This window comes from Paraburkholderia azotifigens (genome assembly GCF_007995085.1).
Taxonomy (GTDB): Bacteria; Pseudomonadota; Gammaproteobacteria; order Burkholderiales; family Burkholderiaceae; genus Paraburkholderia; species Paraburkholderia azotifigens.
In genome coordinates this window covers 1,816,792-1,834,325 of sequence record NZ_VOQS01000003.1, presented here as the reverse complement: position 1 = coordinate 1,834,325, position 17,534 = coordinate 1,816,792, and the positions used below count along the sequence as shown (strand labels likewise).

The following is a 17,534-nucleotide window of genomic DNA, read 5'->3' as shown; positions in this document are numbered from 1 at the left end:
CGACGGCGGGAATCGGCCCGCCGTCGTGCAGTCTAGCGTTTAGCCTCTGTCCTGCTCGATGCGCGCTTGAGGGTATCCGACGGCGACTCGCCGAATAGCGCTTTGTATTCCGTCGAAAAACGTCCGAGGTGCGATAGTCCCCAACTCAGCGCCACCGACGAGATATTCCGTATCGAACCGTCTTCAAGCATCTCGCGCCTCACGGATTCGAGCCGGTACTTGCGCACATAAGCCATCGGCGCACAGCCGAAATACTGCTTGAATCCTTCGAACAGTTTGAAGCGGGACACACCCGCGGCGCGCTCGATGTCTTCGAGCGCGATCTGTTCGCGCGCATTGTCGTGAATGAATTGACGCGCCCGGGTCAGATAGTGCGGCGGTGTCTGCGCCGATCTGTTCGCAAGTTGCTCCGAGTAATTGTGCGGCTGCGATAGAAGCAGGCCTTTGAGCAGCGTCAGTTCGAACTCACCCGATAAATAGAATTGCGCCAGCAGCGGACCTGAGCGCTCCATTTCACTCATGAGGAACTTGACCATTCGCCACCACGACGCCTGGTCGCCCGCGACGGCGTCCATCTCCGGCTGGAAAACGACGGGTGCTTCGACGGGCTGTTGCAGCATCGTCTGAAGAACCTGTTGTAGTGCGGAACGGGGAATCGCGAGATGAATCTTCCGACAATTCCCTGCGATGTCCAGGTCTTGCGATTCCTGCGGACTGACAATCAGGCCGCGATCCTGGTCCGACAGCCAGAGCCGTCCCTGCGCTGCCATCTCTTGCTGGCCGACGACGGGCAGGCTCACGCTATAGCAATTCAGCGGACTGTCGCCGCGAACGGCGACGGTCACGTCGGTTCCGTACTCGACATACCCGATCGTCGTGGCCATCGAACGCAGCACGGTGCCCGACTGCTGAAATCTCAGCCGCTCGGGACGCGACACGCGCAGGCCATGCGGGCCGCAGATGGAAGCCATCCACTCGCGTGCACCATCCATGTCGCTGAGCGCGGCCTGGATATCGCGATTCCCTTGATCGGTCATAACCCGCATTTTCCTGATCGGCTTGCTGAACGTCGCACCCTCGGTTCAATGCCGAAGGGCGCGAAAACGAGGGGACATGTGTTTGATTCCAATAAGACTACATCAACCTGTCACGCGGCGCAGCCGAACAAAAATGCCTGTGCACTGTGCCCGCTGCAAAATCGTCCAATACATCGCGCGATGAAACACATAGCATGGTTTGCGAAGGGACTTCATCAGGAGAGAGCGGCATGACGGAATCCAGAATCGCTTCGGAGTTGAACAACCGGATCGCGTCCATTGAGATCAACCGCCCCGACAAGCGGAATGCGCTCGATGGCGAGATGTTCGCTGCGTTGGCGAACGCCCTGCGTGCCGCGCAAGACAATCCACACGTGCATTGCGTAGTGCTGCGCGGTGCCGGAGATCATTTCTGCTCGGGTCACGATATCGCTGCGTTCGGCGCGCTGTGGCCACAGGCCGCGGACGGTGCGATCAGGCGCTGCATCGCCGCGTTCGCGGAACAACGGAAGCCCCTGGTGGCCGCGGTCACCGGCTCGGCAATCGGATTCGGCGCCACGATGCTGCTGCACGCCGACTGGGTTGCCGCCGGCGAGCGTGCCGTATTCCGGTTTCCATTTGCGGATCTGGGCATCGTTCCCGAAGCCGGCGCAACGGCCTTGCTCGCGCGCAGGGTGGGCGATCTGGCTGCACGGGACTGGCTGATGAGCGGCCGCCCGATATCGGCAGCCGAGGCATTCCAACACGGATTCGTTTCGTGCGTGATACCGGACGCGGACGTGCATGCCGCGGCAAACGATTATGCCGCGCGCCTCGCAGCCAAACCGCCTGAAGCCTTGCAAGCCACGCGGCGCCTGTTGCTCGATGGCAGCACGCTAACGGCCCGTGATGCAATCGAGAGAGAGGTCTCTTATCTCAACGCCTTTATCCCCGCAATCGTCAGCGCATCGAGCTCTCATGGCTAAAATTCATGTCGTCCACGCCCACCCGGAGCCGCGCTCCTTCTGCACGGCGATGGCCCACGAAGCCCGGCGCGTGCTGGAGTCGCGCGGCGACGACGTGAGCTTTTCGGACCTGTACGCACTCGACTTCGATCCCGTGGTTCGCGCCAGCGAATTCGCAGAACGTGCCAACAGCGACTACCTCGTTTATGCATTGGAGCAGCGTCATGCGCTCGAACGCAATACGCTTGCGCCCGAGGTTCGGCGAGAAGTCGACGCTCTGCTTGCAAGCGACACGCTCATGCTGGTCTTTCCGCTCTACTGGTTTTCCGTACCCGCGTTGATCAAAGGCTGGATCGATCGATGCTTCCTGTCGGGTGCCCTGTATGGCGGGAAACGCATCTATGGCCGAGGCGGGATGGCCGGCAAGCGCGCTGTGATCGGCGTGACACTCGGGGGACGGGAGCACATGTTCGGCCCTCAGGCAATTCATGGCGAACTGGCAGGCGGCATGCTGCGCCATCTGCTGCAAGGCACGCTGGGCTACGTCGGCTATCAGGTGGTCGAGCCGTTCTTTGCCTGGCACATACCCTACTGCTCCGACACACAGCGGGCGGACACGCTGACGCGCTGGCGCGACTTCGTCGACAGGCTCGACGAGCAGCCGGGCATGCCGATGCCGCGGCTCGAGCAATACGATGATGTTTTCCTTCCCCGCCGCGATCACATAGGCTTTAAATAATTTCTATCAGGATTGCGAACACAACGGACCGTTCGCGTAATCCGCGCCCAGCGAACAGATCTGGTTCGACGTCACGTTGCCCGCGACGCCGCCCAGACTGTACGCGCCGCCGAAGGTCAGCCTTGCGTAGTTCGTGCTCGCAAATTTGATGAAAGCATAGCTGACAACGTAGCTGACCATGTCTGTTCAGTTGGCGACGGCCTCAGATTGCATCGCCACGGCGCGGTTAGCAAAATAATAGAGAACGCCAGGCACGAGGAGACTCGGAATCCAGCTCACGTCCGCACCGATCACCCTTGCAAAGTAGCTGTGATAGAACGACAGGTCCATGAACGGAAGCGTACTCGCAACACCCAAACAGTAGATCGTCAGCGTCGACAGGTTGAATCGGCCATACCGGCCACGCGAGTCGTACATCTCCGTGACTGAGTACTCGCCCTTGCGAACGAGGTAATAGTCAACCAGGTTGATTGAGCTCCACGGCACGAGAACATAGATCTGGGCGTTGAGAATGTCCGCAAAATAGTCGTTGAAGTGATACTGCGTGCCGATGGCGATGACGGTGGCAACGGCGGCCGTAATCGACAGAACAAGAAACTTCACGAGCCCGCCGACACGCGTCATCTTGCGAAATCCACTGAAGATGGTCACCGTCGACATATAGGCGCTGTAGAGGCTGAGTACATTGAATTCGAGCACGCCGAGCACGATGATGACGAGGGCAGGACGTGACCATGTGCCGAACATCGACGCGATCCCTGTTCCCGGGTCATTGGTGATCGACGGAATCGCGGCGGCGAGAAAAGCGCCCAGCATCATCACAAGCAGCGAGCCTAGCAGCCCGCCAAGGTATGTGTACCAGAAGGTGTCCTTTGTCTTGACGTTCGCGGGCAGGTAGCGCGAATAGTCCGCGACGTATGGACCGAAACCCAGCGTCCACGACGCCGCTTGCGCGACCACCAGATTGAACGCGCCAGCCGAGAAGCCATGCTTCGCGTGGTGAACGTTCGCAATCAGTTCGGGCTTCGAAAACACGATAACGGCCGACGCGAAAAAGATCACGCATGAAAGCAGCGTCATGAACGCACCCATCTTGTGGATCAGTTCATAACCGATATAGCTGATGACAAACGTCAACACGCCGAACAGAATGATGGCCGCGTTGTCGCTCATCGGATAGATCGCCTTGATCGAATCGCGCATCACGACCCCGCCCGCCGCAACGAACAGGATGTACGCCAGCACCACGATGCCGAGCGGCAACGCCGCACCGAACACGCCGAACTGCGCCCGGCTCTGGATCATCTGCGGGATGCCGAGATGCGGTCCTTGCGCCGAATGCGCGGCCATGAAGATAGTGCCGATGACATTGCCGAGAACCAGCCCGACGATGGTCCAGAAGAGGTCCAGTCCCGCGACGATGCCGAGCGTCCCGATGACGAGCGCCGTCACCTGCATGTTGGCGCTGAACCAGATTGTGAACAGGCGTTTCGGCGTGCCATATCGCTCGCCAAGCGGGATGAACTCGATACTTCGCTTTTCCACATCCATCGTGAGTCTCCAAAGAGGGTCGGGTGGCATTGCTCGTCGCGCATCGAATCCCGGCGCGGGTTGATGCCACTCTAGGAGGCCGTATTTCCGGAAACTATCTGATTTCGGCAACTACGGGACATCCCTGAGTCCGCGGCCATTTCTCCGCCTTTGCGTGCGCGGCATGCATCAGAAACGTGCAATCCGCACTTCGCTGATGCAATGCTGGCGCTCATCGCGTAGCTCGCTTTTCTCTTTGCCGAAATCTGATAGTGCTGAGCTTTTTGGCCCACTACCGTCTAAACACCGGAGCTGGCGCACTGCATCCGGCGAGGGCTCGCTTGGACCAGACGACGTGACGCGCCGAGCATGAAAAAAAGCGAAGGTTCGCATCGCTGCAGAACCTTCGCTAAACCCTCGGACTGGATTTGTTGTGCCGATGCGTCAGATCGCGGAGAAGCCGTTGTCGACGAAGAGATGTGTCCCGTTTACGAAGCTCGATTCGTCCGATGCCAGAAACAGCGCCGCCGCCGCAACTTCGGACGGCTCGCACAGACGCCCTTGCTGCAAGGCGATCGCTTCTTCCGTGGCATCGACGCCCATCGCCTGCAGATCTTTTAGCTCGCGGATGCCATGCGGCGTGCGAATGAAGCCGGGCGCGATCGCGTTGCAGCGAATCCCTCTGTCGCGGTACTCCACGGCGATCGCACGCGCGAACATATGACAGGCCCCCTTCGTTGCGTCGTACAGCACTTCGCCGGGCGTCGCGCAGACAGCGGAAATCGACGACGTACAGACGATGCTTCCGCGTCCCTTTTCGAGCATTTGCGGCAACACGGCCCTGGTCATCAGGAACATGCTCTTCACGTTGACGCTCATCAGCCAGTCCCACTCCGTCTCTTCGATTTCAAGGAACGGTTTGACGATGAGCGTGCCCGCGTGATTGAACAGGATATCGGCATGACCGAACCGCTCTCGCGCTGCGCTAACGGCGCTTTGCACCGCGCTCTGATTCGACACATCCGCGCCGATGCCGATCGCTTCCAGGCCTTTGTCGCGCAGCGCACTGGCGAGCGTCTCGGCGGCATCGCCATTACGGTCGATAATGGCGACTTTTGCCCCCTGTGCCGCGAACAACTCTGACGCGGCAGCGCCGCACCCGCCCGCGCCGCCGCTGACAATGGCGACTTTGCCTGCAAGGCGGCCGTCAATCTTTATACTCATTGCACGTTCTCCGGATCGATAGGAATGGAGCCTGTCGAACTCGAAGTTAAGGCGACAATAAACGGCTCACTATCGGATTTCGGCAACTCAGGGATTTCGGCAACTCAGGGTTTCTGCTGGCATCGGCCTCGCCGCTTTTTTGGCACGTTATGCTCTTGAAGCAATTCGAGCTATTCAGGCAATGCAGCAAGCAGGTTTTCGTTAATGAGCACCGCCCCCGTTTCGACAACTTCTTCTGGTGCGCGTCTTTTCGCGCACACGGTCGCGTTTTGCTCATTCACCGATGTGGACGAGCAGGCGCGCGCATTCGACGGCTGGAGCCTGCACTACACGCAGATCTCAGGCGGCCTTTTCCACGGATCGTCGTCGACGGTTTCGCTCGGTGGCATCCGGCTGCTCGTCGAGCATCTGGACAAGGTCATCTTGCAGCAGGGCTCGGTGCCCTCCGACAGACTCGCGGTTGCCGTTCCGCTGGAACTGGAAGGCCACGCAAGGATGTGCGGAGAAAAGAGCGATCGGGACAGCCTGCATGTTTTCTCCGGCGCTCCCGAATTCGAGTTCTTTTCGCCGGATCGCCATGTGCTCGTGAACATCGAAATCGAACCGGAGACGTTATCGGCGGAGTCGATGCGCGTGCTGGGCACGTCGTTGCTTACCCGGCCTACTGGACCGTTGATTCCGATGGCAGCCGAAGTCGCGAACAATCTTCGCGATCTTCTCAAGCAGACGCTTGCCGCCGCCGCGCAATCGTCGCCCGGTGAACAGGCCGACACCGACGATCGAGTTCAACTTCTCGAACGCACCATTCTCTATGCGATTTCCGAAGTCATCCCGGTTGCGCCGGGCGCCGCCGCCAATACCCGCCCGACGAAATACTGGTCGCTCGTGAATTCGGTGCAGGAGAAGCTTCAGGACCCGGCTAGCTGCCCGCTGTCGATCGCCGAGCTTTGCGTTCAGCTTGGCGTGAGCAGAAGAACGCTGCAATACGCCTTCCAGGATGCGCTCAACCTGAATCCGATCGCGTACCTTCGAGCGGTGCGACTGAACCACGTACGTCGGGAATTGCGGCTCGGCGAGTCGGTCACGACGGCCGCAACGAAATGGGGATTCTGGCATCTCAGCAGTTTCGCGCATGACTATCGCGTCATGTTTGGCGAATTGCCGTCTGTCACGGCGAAGCGTGCGTCGCGTCGTGATTGAGAGCTCGCTCCGCCACATCGAGACGCCGCTTTCCCGCACCAAGCACGGTTGATGCTCAATCGTTTTCCACCAGCGCCTCGCTGTGCGGCCGCGTCATTCGATCAGCATTGGCAGACTCGCCGATTTCCTTTTTCTGCCACCCGCGCATCATTGCACTCACCTCTTCTCCAAGCCATTGCCTGAACTGAGTGTATTCCGGACGCAACCTGGCAGACTTGTGTGTGGTCACATAATGATGACGATCGTGGAATTCGAGCGAGTCCTTCAACGGACGAATCAGCGTACCCAGTTCGATCTGACGATGTACCAGATGGTGCCAACCCAACAGCGTACCCTCGCCTGATTCGGCTTGCGCGACGAGAAGCCGGTAGTCGTTACTCTCCAGGTAATCGTTCGCAACCGTCGCGTCCGCGCCATCGCTGCGCTGAAACCAGTTTCGCCATACCGACCAGTCGACATGCTCGCAAATCTGCGCGCGACCCAGCGGAGAGAGATTCAAAGTGGCCCGCGTAAGAAGATCCATCGGCTTTAATGATCTGCCGTGGAAATGATGCGCGAAGAAGGACGGACTGCAAACGGGATAGACGACGTCGTGGAAAAGCGGCTCCGTTTCGTACTGGAGATCGCGAGGCGGATTCTTCGTGATGACGATGTCCGGTTCCATCAAGCCATCGAATTCCATGAAATTGTCCGTCACCACGACGTTCAGTCGTATGTCGGAAAACTGTTCCCGAAACGACGGCAACCGGTGCGACAACCACAGCGCTGAAAAAGTATGCGACACACAAACCGTGAGCGCGTGCTTGTCGGTGCGCCGCACGGCGTGCGCCGCCTCTGCGATGTTCATCATCGACAGATACGATGCGTTGTACAGGACGCGTCCGGCGTCCGTCAGCGCAATATGCCGTCCCGCTCGTTCGAAAAGAGGAACTTTGAGCGAATCCTCAAGCTCCTTGATCTGCCGGCTTACGGCAGCCTGGGTTACACACAGGACCTCGGCCGCCTGCGTGAAACTTTCGAATCGGGCAGCCGTGACAAAACATTTCAAGGCTCGTAGCGACGGCATCTGGGCGAGAAGCCGATCGGCGAACAACGGTTTCTTTTGCATCGGTTGGAGCAAGGTAGCGGCTCTGCACTCGCGAGTACTGCACAAGTGGACTTCTGCCGTTCGAAAGCGGGACACTCAACGCTCGTGTCCCTGCATCGACTATTGCATGCGTCCGGCGTTCAGGCCGTCCGCAAATCGACGTGGCAACGCTCGCGCTCGCCGCCGTTACGGTGCATCGCTGGCAATGACCGTCGCGATTTCCTTCTTGAGTTCGGAAACGACGCGCTTCAATGCTTCCTTTTCCATCTCACCGAGCGGCTGCAACGGGGCTCGCAAGCCGCCGGAACGCAGGCCAGCGAGTTCGCAACCGTATTTGATCGATTGCACGAACTTGCCTGCGCCTTCGAGGAAATCCATGAGCGGCATCATCGCAGACATGATTCGACGTCCTTTGTCGAAGTCCTTGTTCACAACACAGGCTTCATAAAGCGCAATGTGCTCGGCGGGCAGGAAGTTAGAAGCCGCGCATACCCAGCTTCGTGCGCCCCATGCGAAGAATTCGAGCGCCTGATCGTCCCAACCGCAAGACAGGCCGATGCCCGGAAACTCGCGCGCGAGCATGTGCAGTTGCCCTGTGCTTCCCGAGCTTTCCTTGATCGCCACGAAGTTGCTGGAGTTCGATACGACCGTCTGGAAGAACTTCCGTCCCATCAGCGCGTTGGTGCGTCCGGGATAGTTGTAAAGCATGATGGGCAAGTCCGCGGCCTTGTCGATGGCAAGCGCGTGCGCTGCGTTCTCTTCCTCGGTCGGCAACGCGTAAGGGGGCGAACTCACGAGGATGGCGTCTGCGCCGATAGCCTTGGCCGCTTTCGCATATTCGACGGAATCCTCGGTTCGCACGGCGCCCGTTCCGATGATCAGCGGCAGACGCGGTCCGATAACGTCCCTGGCGAACGATGCCAACGCAAACCGCTCCGCGGGCGTATGGGAATAGTACTCACCCGTAGAGCCGCCGATGACGACGCCATGCACTCCGGCTGCGACGAGGTGTTCCAGAACTTCCGCAAACGCCTGGTTGTCGATCTGGCCGTCGGATGACAAGGGCGTGATCGCTGGGGTATAGATACCTTCGAATTTCATCGTATAGCCTCTGCTACTGTAATAAGACAATCAATTCTTTGCGTGACGCAAAGCGAGCTTCGGGAGACTCAATGCCCGAGAGAAGCGGCTTCCTGAAGACTCATCGACCTCGTTTCAGGCGCAAGCGCGAGTGAAATCAGCAAGCCGACACCAGACACCGCTGCCGCGACATACATCGTGTTTCCAATCCCGATGGTGTGCAGCGAGATCGGCACGAGCCACGTGCCCACAGCCGCGCCCACTCTCGAAAGCGATGCGCCCATGCCAACCGCGAACGCCCGGATGTCCGTGGGAAAAATTTCGTTCGGGTAGACGAGTTGAAGCACCTGCGCGCCTCCGATGAGAACGGCATAGGCTCCGAACAATGCAAGGATCAACAATGCCTCGCCATTCGAAAAATATCCCAGCCCGAGCAGCGCCACGCCTGACCACAAGAAGCTGTGAATGACCAGTGAGCGTCGTCCGATCAGATTAATGACTTGCGTCGCGATCATGCAGCCCACGACGAACAGAACCGTGATGGCAACCGAACCCCAAGCCTCCCATTCGCCGTCGAGATGAAGCGCCTGCAGTACACGTGGAGCGAACGAGTAGACGGCAAACACAGGAATGACGGAACAGGTCCAGAAGACCGTGACGAAAAGCATCCGCTGTCCATATCCGAATCGAAGCAGACTGCTCAACGTAACCTTCTTTGCGGCCTGCTCTTCAGGGAGATTGTGCAACCCGAAGTGCGGCCCATAAACCTTTTTGATGATCTGCTCCGCCTCTGCTTGACGCCCTTTACCCATCAGCCAACGGGGTGACTCCGGCGTACCGATCCTGATGACGAACAGCAATGCGCCAATGACAGCTGAGCTTGCCAGAACGAGTCGCCAGGAATCGGCTTCTCCATGCGAAAGAATGATGTTCCCGGCAATGTAGGCCAACGCGGCCCCGGCAAACCACAGGATAGTCAGCGCGGCGAGAAGCGGGCCCCGGTTCTTTCTCGGCAGGAACTCCGTCAGCAGCGATCCCGCTACGGGATATTCGATCCCTACGCCAATCCCGACCAGAAACCGGTACACGAAGAGCGCCTCTCCCGAGTGCGCCCAATACTGAGCCAGCGAGCAGATGACGAACAGCACCGGCGTAAAAAGGAAAAGCGGCTTGCGCCCGATTCGATCCGTCAGCCACCCGCCGAAAAAGCCGCCGAAGAAGATGCCTATCAAGGCCGACGCGGCCACCATCCCTTCCCAGAAGCTCGTCAGATGAAGCGCGGCTGAAAACTGCACCGATGCCACGCCGATGATGCTAAGGACGTAGCCGTCCATGATCCAGCCGCCGCCCGCCCGGATACTGAGCAGCCGGTGAAAACCGTTGAGTTGAACATCTTCGATTGATACGCTGCCCTTCCTCACATCGTCTCCCTGTCTAAAGTATTCTTTGTCAGCCGGATATCGACCCTGTAAGCGGGTCTCGCGAATTCGGTTCAGCTCTCAAGTCCTGCTTTGCGTTGCCCCCACCACAAGGTGGCATTCACGCCTAGCGAAAGGAAAGGTTCCGGCGGAGCCTTGTTCGGGCCCGACGAACTCAGCAGGAAATCAATCAGGTCACTGCGTTTCCCTGCGATCCAGTCCGCCAGAAGAGTGCCCGTTACCGTGCCTCGCGTAATACCGAGACCGTTGCAGCAAAGCGCGCCATAGACGCCCGGCGCAAGTTGCCCGAAGAATCCCTGATGATTCTGCGAAAGCGCCAGCGAGCCGCTCCACGTGTAGTCGAAACCGACATTGGGAAGCTTCGGAAATCTTCGCTCGAACGACACGCGATGCCGCTTCGCCATTCGCCCGAGATTGTGCTGTTTTGGACGTCCATCGGGATTGAAGCTGAAGCTGTTGCGAATCAGGATCCGATTGTCATGCGTGCGCCGAACCGTGCTTCCGAAAGGATCTGCGGGAATGACACCCCAAAACGACTTCCCACCCAAAGCGGCTTGCTCGTCTTTAGTCAGCGGCCTCGTCAAACTCGCGTACAGGAAGACGGGCAGCATGGTTCTGCCGAGAAACCCGAACCGCATCCCGAATGCGTTGTTGGCCAGCACGAGCTTGTCGGTAGTAATGCGGCCGTTCGCATGACCCAGCACGATTTTCTCGCCATACTCCACTTCGGTAATAGGCGTGCGTTCAAACAGCGTGACGTTCTCCGGCAAGCTGTCGGCGAGTCCCTTTACCAGCGCAGAAGGTTGTACGAGTATGGTTCCCGGCGTATAAAGTGCGCGCTTGTAAAATGCAGTACCGATATGCTCAGGCAGGCTATCGCCTTCAATGATTTCGTAAGGCTGGCCAAGCTTGTCGAGGCCGCGGCGATAGGCATCGAGCACAGCAAGACCTCGACGGGTGACGGCGGCCTGATACTTCCCCGAGGCTCGCATCGCGCAGTCAATACGATTTGACTGCACGATGTCGCGAAGGACAGATTGCCCGAGCAGGTTCAGCTTCAGCGTGCTTCGTGCCGTCTCCAGGTCTCCGATGTAGTCCTCGGCCCCGATGTCGTGAGGAAGGTCGATTGCGAAGCCCGCATTTCTTCCGGCCGTGCCGAAGCCGACCTCCTGCGCCTCCACAAGTACAATTTCCTCGTCAGGGAAATTCAGCGCCATTTGCCGGGCAGCCGCCAGGCCGGTATATCCCGCTCCGATAATCGTCCAACGGGCCTTCTTCATGCCCGAGTGGGCCGGGCGAGGTTGGCGCGGACCGCTAAGGTGATACCAGCCACACGCCGAATCGTCGGCGGGAGTTGAAGTGACCTTCTGCATTCTCGATTCCTGGTGGTTGTCTCTGTCCGCGCGAGACACGATGCGTTGCGGCGATCACGATTCAACGTCGGATTCACACGGCGCATACGTCGTTTCGCGCCATACGAATCATGTCGGTAGAACTGCATTCATTCGCGGGCGCGAGCGGAATCGGCGATCCGTTCGGGTCGAGCCAGGCTCGATCGCATTCATTCGTTCAAGAAACATGCTGCGCTCTTCTACTATTTCTTAGGCTTCTTCGACGCCGGGCCTTGTCTCCATAGCTCGTGCGCCACAGGTTTTCTGTCGACCGGGAGATTGCTCACCCTCTCGATACGTCATGAGCGCAACGTTATCGAAACGACTTCTCCATCACCAACGATATTTCCTTGGGGCGATCACATACTTCTGGTTATGAAAGTATTTGAAAGTGCAGGATGCAGGTGTCCGCCATTCAAGGCGACGTGCCGAAAGCGCTGGATACTGGCTTGGAAAATCGGCTGAACGAGGAAGGAGCCAGTAGTGTGCGACAGCGTGAGTGCAAACGACGGAGATGGCTTCTCTGCCATCTCCGTCTTTGACTCGCGATATCGTGTGCTGGAGTTTGAAAAGCAGTGGCCGCAATTCGTCGAAAAGACGAAGCCCACATTCGCTGGGTTTAAGCGCCCGCGTGTGCCGCTCGAAAAGCAGGCAGCCTAAGAGTGTTTCGAGCGTGCGCACCTGCTTGCCGCGCTCTGTGTGATAGAGAGTTCATTGGCAGCTCTTGTGAAGCTCCCGGGACGGACGACCGCTTCGAAGCACATGAGCGTTTCGAGCGGAGGAAGTGCTGACAGGCGCCGCGCATTGAACGTGCTGATTCGCCTCTCTCCGTCTCCGCTCGTGGCGCCGGCTCTCCGGCCCGGCACCACGAGCACTCATACCAGCGCCCCATTCCCGACATCGCCGGGACACGTATCGCTCACCGGCCGTAGACGGGGAACCGGCTCGTCAGCGCCGCCACTTCGGCCTTCACACGATTGCGTGTCTCTTCGTCCTCTGGACCCTCGAGTACATCGGCGATAAGGTTGCCGACCAGTTCTGCTTCTTTTACTCCGAATCCGCGCGTGGTCATCGCGGGTGAGCCGAGGCGCACGCCGCTTGTCACGAACGGCTTTTCCGGATCGTTGGGAATCGCATTCTTGTTGACTGTGATATGCGCGGCGCCGAGCGCGGCTTCCGCAGCCTTGCCCGTGATCTTCTTCGCGCGAAGATCGACGAGCATCACGTGGCTCTCCGTGCGTCCCGAAACGATGCGAAGTCCGCGCTTCACCAGCGTTTCTGCCAGCACGCGCGCATTGTCGACCACACGCTGCTGATACTCCTTGAATTCAGGCGATAACGCTTCCTTGAAGGCCACGGCCTTGGCCGCGATGACATGCATCAGCGGACCGCCCTGAATGCCCGGGAAAATCGCCGAATTGATCTGCTTTTCGTATTCGGCCTTCATCAGGATCACGCCGCCACGCGGGCCGCGCAGGCTCTTGTGTGTCGTCGTGGTGACAAAGTCCGCGTGCGGCACCGGGTTCGGATAAAGACCCGCTGCGATGAGCCCTGCGTAGTGAGCCATGTCGACCATCAGATACGCGCCGACACGCTTTGCGATCTTCGCAAGGCGCTCAAAGTCGATGCGCAGCGCGAACGCCGACGCGCCAGCCACGATCAGCCGTGGCTTGTGCTCAACGGCAAGCGCTTCAGCCTTCTCATAGTCGATATCTTCGTTTTCGTTCAGGCCATAACTGACGACGTTGAACCATTTGCCCGACATATTCACCGGCGAGCCGTGAGTCAGATGACCGCCTTCGGCGAGGCTCATGCCCATGATGGTATCGCCCGGCTTGAGCATCGCGAAGAACACGCCCTGGTTGGCCTGCGAGCCGGAGTTCGGCTGCACGTTGGCAGCTTCGGCGCCGAACAGTTGCTTCACGCGGTCCATCGCCAGTTGCTCGACGATGTCCACGTGCTCGCAGCCGCCGTAATAGCGCTTGCCCGGGTAACCTTCGGCGTATTTGTTCGTGAGCTGCGAACCCTGCGCAGCCATGACAGCGGGACTCGTGTAGTTTTCCGATGCGATCAGCTCGATGTGAGCTTCCTGACGACGGTTCTCCTCTTCAATTGCGCGCCAGAGTTCCGGGTCGACATTCGATACAGTGCTAGCAGAATATTCAAACATGTGCTGTCCGTGCTGAGTGAGTTGCGGGCCGAACCGTGTGCGGGTCGGTCGTCTTGTCGGTCTTTGGCGCGCGGGGCAATATCGGCGCCGCAAAGTGGCTTGCGATGCCAATCATGACGCCGCAGCGAACACCGGGGCTAGGATAATCTCGCCAACCTTCGTGTATAAGCCCGTCAGCACGGCGACCGCAATGCCGCCACGCCCAGTCCGTCTCAAGCCGATGACATGGGTGCTGGACGTGCTCGACGGGACCGTGGGTTCAACGGAGATGTAGCGGAGATTTAGCGAAGATTTAGCGAAGATTTAGCGGAACAGGACGACCAGGCCGGAGGCGCACCAGTGACGGAAAGCTGTTGCCCGACCATAGTTGATCAGATATCCGACTGCGACAACAGCCCGGTGACTCAACATGCATTTGCAGCGGTCGGATGATCTGACGTCCTTCGCAGGCTCAATGTCGCCGGTCGCGCCGGCTTGCTGGAGCAACTTGACTGCCTGTTGAGAACTCACTCCAAAGAGATGCGCGACCTGGTTGAAGTCGAACCAGGCTGTGCTCTCTTCGAGCCTGCCATCCAGTTTCCTGCTGCTGGACGCGCAAATATATTCTACGGACCGCATCGTGCACGCTCCCTCCAGTAGTCACATCATTCGCAAGATCGGCGGGTACGCTGTGATCGGGCAGTTCCCGGTTTGACCTTGCCTCTATTTGACAGGACTCGCGCGCTCTTCCGATAGAACAAATTCGCCGATAAGAGTGAATGACGCCGCCAACGGTGGGCCGATGGGCACCGTCGCGCATCGAGCGCCGCACCGTTCGCGGCGATCAGGCCGCGAGTACGATCGCGCCGTTGTTACGCTTCACCATATTCATCGGCACCGATCACAAGGTTATCCGCGCTCGCGTAGCGGTAACGCGGCACGTCGAGATTTTGCGGCGCGGGCTTGTCCTTGAACACGCGTCCCGCCAGATCATAGGTCGAGCCGTGACACGGACAGAGAAATCCGCCGGGCCAGTCATCAGGCAGATTGGGTTGCGGGCCCGGCTGAAATCGCGGGCTCGGCGTGCATCCCAAATGCGTGCACACGCCCACCACCACGAGCAGGTTCTTACGATCCACGCGCGAACGGTACTCATTGTGGCAGTACTCGGGCAGCGGCATCGAAAACGGCCGATTGCTATCGGGATCCGCGACAAGCGGACCGGCAGTGCGCACAGCAGCGAGCATGGCGTCCGTGCGGTTGACGATGAAGACAGGCTTGCCGCGCCAGGCCACCGTCATCATGTCGCCGGGCCGAAGATGACTGATGTCGATTGTGACGGGCGCGCCTGCGGCCAGCGCGGAAGCAGGCGGCCTGAGAGAATCGGCGAACGGCGTCACGACTGCGACCCCCGCAATGCCGCCTGCTACCGTTGTTGCGATCAGCCATCGGCGTCGTGCCTCGTCGAAAGTCGAGCCTGCGATAGCGCTCATGTCGTGCTCCTGCCAGCCGGCACACAGGCGGCCCCACCTCGATACCGAAGCGGTGGCGGATCCGATGTCGACGCGAAGGCGACATGCGCGGACTGCGCGAACACGAGCGTGATGACACGAAGACCTGTCCTCGTGAAGGCGTTCATGGCGATCTCCATCGTGAAGGTGAGAGCCTCGATGACGCGGCATCGCCTTTCGTGCTCGCGGCGTCTTCGTGTTGTCAATCTAGGCAGGGGGGATTAAACGACGCTTAAACAGCGCGGAAATGCGTGTCGGGCCGTACGAATCGAGAATGGATGAACGAGCCCGGCAGGATGGCGTTGCTGCACCGCGACGCGCAAACGGGAGCATATATGAGCGTCTATTCGCGCATTTCCAGCGATCGCGTGCGGCGCTCAAGGTCGAAGATATCGACCGGTCAAGGTGGGATACGTACCACGCCCACAAAAATGCAAGCCTCTCAAACTGCTATCCGGCGGCCCGCATCGCTTCACGGAACAGCGTGACGCGATTTCTGCCCGTACGTTTGGCGTTGTAGAGTGCCCGATCCGCTGCATGCACGAGCGCGCCGACGTCGTTTTCGCGATCAGCCTGCAGGCTTGCGGCGCCGACACTCGCCGTGACATGCCCATACGGGCTCGCGCCATGTTCGATCCGCAATTCGCTGATCTGGCGGCGGATCGATTCGGCCATCGTCATCGCGCCTGCTTCATCCGTATCCGGCAGCACGACAACGAACTCCTCGCCGCCGTAACGGGCCGCGCTGTCTCCGGGCCTGCGGATGGTGCCACTGATGCAGCGTGCGACAGCCGCGAGCGTCTCGTCCCCCGCCTGGTGGCCGTAGGTATCGTTATAAGCCTTGAAACAGTCGATATCGATGAAAAGCAGCGAGAAGGCGTGGCGGGTGCGGCGGGCGCGGCGCCATTCGTGTTCAAGAATCTCTCCGAGCGTTCGGCGGTTATGGAGTCCCGTCAGCCCGTCGGTGCGTGCGAGCATCCGCAGTTCCGACTCGGCGCGCATCCGGCTGCGCTGCTGCATTCCGAGCAGAACCGAGAGGACTACAAAAGCAGCGCCAAATGCCGCCATGACCGAGCCGATCCTGATTGCGCGCGCTCGCCACGCCGCATAGATGTCCCTCTCGGCCTCGGCAACCATGACGATGAGCGGAAGGTCCGGGAAGTTCCTGTATGCGTAAAGACGCCGTACGCTATCAATCGACGAAGTTTCAGAGAAGCTACCCTCGGGTGCCGTGCGAAAACGCCGGAACGTGCTCGCCTGGCTGATGTCGCGGCCGATGATCTTTGCGTCGTAGGGTTGACGCATGATCATCACGCCGTTGCGGCCAATCAGCGAGATTGCGCCATGCGGTCCCAGTGACAGCCCGCCCAGCAGGGTCCGAAAATAGTTCAGGTCGACGGCAATCACGACGATACCGGCAAACGAGCCATCCGGATTCGAGATGCGCCGGCTCAGAGCAATGCTCGGCGAGCCGTCACGCAGTCGGGATCGATAGGGATCGCTGATATAGAGGCCGACACTCGGGTCGTCCCGATGGACGGTGAAGTACGGGCGGTCAGCGAAGTTGCCGGAGCGGGGGGTGTCGCTGCCCGCGTCCAGAATGATGTTGCCAGAAGCATCGATCACCAGCATCGCCGTGAGATACCTCGCGGTGGCCGCCCGGTCGAACAGTGCCAGGCGCTGCAGGTGAGGGGAGGAACCGCGGACTTCCGGGTCGCGCAAGCCCTCGATGACGGCCTGCATCGACAGATCGTAAAGCTCGAAATTGCGCTCGATGTCGCGTTCGGCCAGCAAGGCCAGATTGCGAGAGGTCTCTCGTGCGCGGTTCAACGCGTCGACGCGAGCCTGATAAAGGATAGCGCCGCAGATGGCCAGCATACCCAGGGCGATCGCCAGACCTGCACAGAAAAGCGCGTGTGGACCCGTCAAGCTCAGCCGGAACGGACCGAATCGTCGTCGCCTTCGAAAGTCGTCTCCTTTCACCATGCTTACTTTGCAGTTTGGCTTGCTTGTCAGGATATGTCAGGTCCGCAACATACCATACACAGCCTCACGAGCCACGGGCTGTCCGCGCTGCGCCTGCGGCAGCTTCGCGGCGTCGCGCCGATCAGATTCGGCGCGACGGGATGCCCTTCGAACGCACGACACTCACGTTCCACGTCGGCAGCACACCCGGTAGCGCTCCGACGAACACGGAAAAGCG

General features: G+C 59.5%; 16 protein-coding genes. 3 read left to right on the top strand and 13 right to left on the bottom strand.

From position 1 onward, the window contains the following. Positions 1-32: 32 nt before the first annotated feature. Positions 33-1,037 (bottom strand): AraC family transcriptional regulator, encoded by a 1,005-nt coding sequence (locus FRZ40_RS25395; protein ID WP_240057274.1) that lies wholly within the window; start codon positions 1,035-1,037, stop codon positions 33-35. Positions 1,038-1,267: 230 nt separating this feature from the next. On the opposite strand from FRZ40_RS25395, the gene FRZ40_RS25390 reads away from it, so the two are divergent. Together FRZ40_RS25390 and FRZ40_RS25385 are read left to right on the top strand one after the other, a co-directional pair. Further along, positions 1,268-2,002, top strand: coding sequence for an enoyl-CoA hydratase/isomerase family protein (locus tag FRZ40_RS25390; protein WP_147235972.1), 735 nt, complete (start codon positions 1,268-1,270; stop codon positions 2,000-2,002). Continuing rightward, positions 1,995-2,720: an NAD(P)H-dependent oxidoreductase gene (locus FRZ40_RS25385; protein ID WP_147235971.1), complete on the top strand. Its 726-nt coding sequence runs from the start codon at positions 1,995-1,997 to the stop codon at positions 2,718-2,720. Before FRZ40_RS25390 ends, FRZ40_RS25385 begins: the two co-directional genes overlap by 8 nt. 6 nt (positions 2,721-2,726) lie before the next feature. Here FRZ40_RS25385 and FRZ40_RS25380 read toward each other — a convergent pair whose 3' ends face one another. From FRZ40_RS25380 to FRZ40_RS25370, 3 genes are all read right to left on the bottom strand, one after another. Continuing rightward, on the bottom strand, positions 2,727-2,900 hold the full coding sequence (locus FRZ40_RS25380; protein WP_420873882.1) for a hypothetical protein: 174 nt from the start codon (positions 2,898-2,900) through the stop codon (positions 2,727-2,729). A 6-nt stretch (positions 2,901-2,906) separates the two neighbouring features. Beyond that, positions 2,907-4,271 carry a purine-cytosine permease family protein gene (locus tag FRZ40_RS25375; RefSeq protein WP_147235970.1) on the bottom strand — a complete coding sequence of 455 codons (1,365 nt, stop codon included), beginning with the start codon at positions 4,269-4,271 and terminating at the stop codon, positions 2,907-2,909. A gap of 423 nt (positions 4,272-4,694) precedes the next feature. Beyond that, positions 4,695-5,474, bottom strand: a complete 780-nt coding sequence (locus tag FRZ40_RS25370; protein ID WP_147235969.1) for an SDR family NAD(P)-dependent oxidoreductase — start codon at positions 5,472-5,474, stop codon at positions 4,695-4,697. A gap of 285 nt (positions 5,475-5,759) precedes the next feature. On the opposite strand from FRZ40_RS25370, the gene FRZ40_RS25365 reads away from it, so the two are divergent. Next, positions 5,760-6,674, top strand: a complete 915-nt coding sequence (locus tag FRZ40_RS25365) for a helix-turn-helix domain-containing protein (RefSeq protein WP_240057273.1) — start codon at positions 5,760-5,762, stop codon at positions 6,672-6,674. A gap of 55 nt (positions 6,675-6,729) precedes the next feature. Here the strand turns inward: FRZ40_RS25365 and FRZ40_RS25360 are convergent, their stop codons facing one another. From FRZ40_RS25360 to FRZ40_RS25320, 9 genes are all read right to left on the bottom strand, one after another. After that, the gene (locus FRZ40_RS25360; protein WP_147235967.1) at positions 6,730-7,782 is read right to left on the bottom strand and encodes a LysR substrate-binding domain-containing protein; all 1,053 of its coding nucleotides are present in this window, start codon (positions 7,780-7,782) and stop codon (positions 6,730-6,732) included. Between the two features lie 165 nt (positions 7,783-7,947). Further along, a complete protein-coding gene (locus tag FRZ40_RS25355; RefSeq protein ID WP_147235966.1) occupies positions 7,948-8,862 on the bottom strand; it encodes a dihydrodipicolinate synthase family protein in 915 nt (304 codons plus the stop codon). Positions 8,863-8,930: 68 nt separating this feature from the next. Next, a complete protein-coding gene (locus tag FRZ40_RS25350) occupies positions 8,931-10,262 on the bottom strand; it encodes an MFS transporter (protein WP_240057272.1) in 1,332 nt (443 codons plus the stop codon). A 71-nt stretch (positions 10,263-10,333) separates the two neighbouring features. Beyond that, on the bottom strand, positions 10,334-11,653 hold the full coding sequence (locus FRZ40_RS25345) for an NAD(P)/FAD-dependent oxidoreductase (RefSeq protein WP_147235965.1): 1,320 nt from the start codon (positions 11,651-11,653) through the stop codon (positions 10,334-10,336). Positions 11,654-12,327: 674 nt separating this feature from the next. Beyond that, positions 12,328-12,435 carry a helix-turn-helix domain-containing protein gene (locus FRZ40_RS46185; RefSeq protein ID WP_205019797.1) on the bottom strand — a complete coding sequence of 36 codons (108 nt, stop codon included), beginning with the start codon at positions 12,433-12,435 and terminating at the stop codon, positions 12,328-12,330. 155 nt (positions 12,436-12,590) lie between these two features. After that, entirely contained in the window at positions 12,591-13,841 is a 1,251-nt protein-coding gene (glyA, locus tag FRZ40_RS25335) for a serine hydroxymethyltransferase (protein WP_147235964.1), read from the bottom strand. Between the two features lie 303 nt (positions 13,842-14,144). Further along, a complete protein-coding gene (locus FRZ40_RS25330) occupies positions 14,145-14,459 on the bottom strand; it encodes a hypothetical protein (protein ID WP_147235963.1) in 315 nt (104 codons plus the stop codon). 233 nt (positions 14,460-14,692) lie between these two features. Further along, positions 14,693-15,313 carry a ubiquinol-cytochrome c reductase iron-sulfur subunit gene (petA, locus tag FRZ40_RS25325; protein ID WP_147235962.1) on the bottom strand — a complete coding sequence of 207 codons (621 nt, stop codon included), beginning with the start codon at positions 15,311-15,313 and terminating at the stop codon, positions 14,693-14,695. A gap of 468 nt (positions 15,314-15,781) precedes the next feature. After that, entirely contained in the window at positions 15,782-17,317 is a 1,536-nt protein-coding gene (locus FRZ40_RS25320) for a sensor domain-containing diguanylate cyclase (protein ID WP_147235961.1), read from the bottom strand. Positions 17,318-17,534 lie beyond the last annotated feature (217 nt).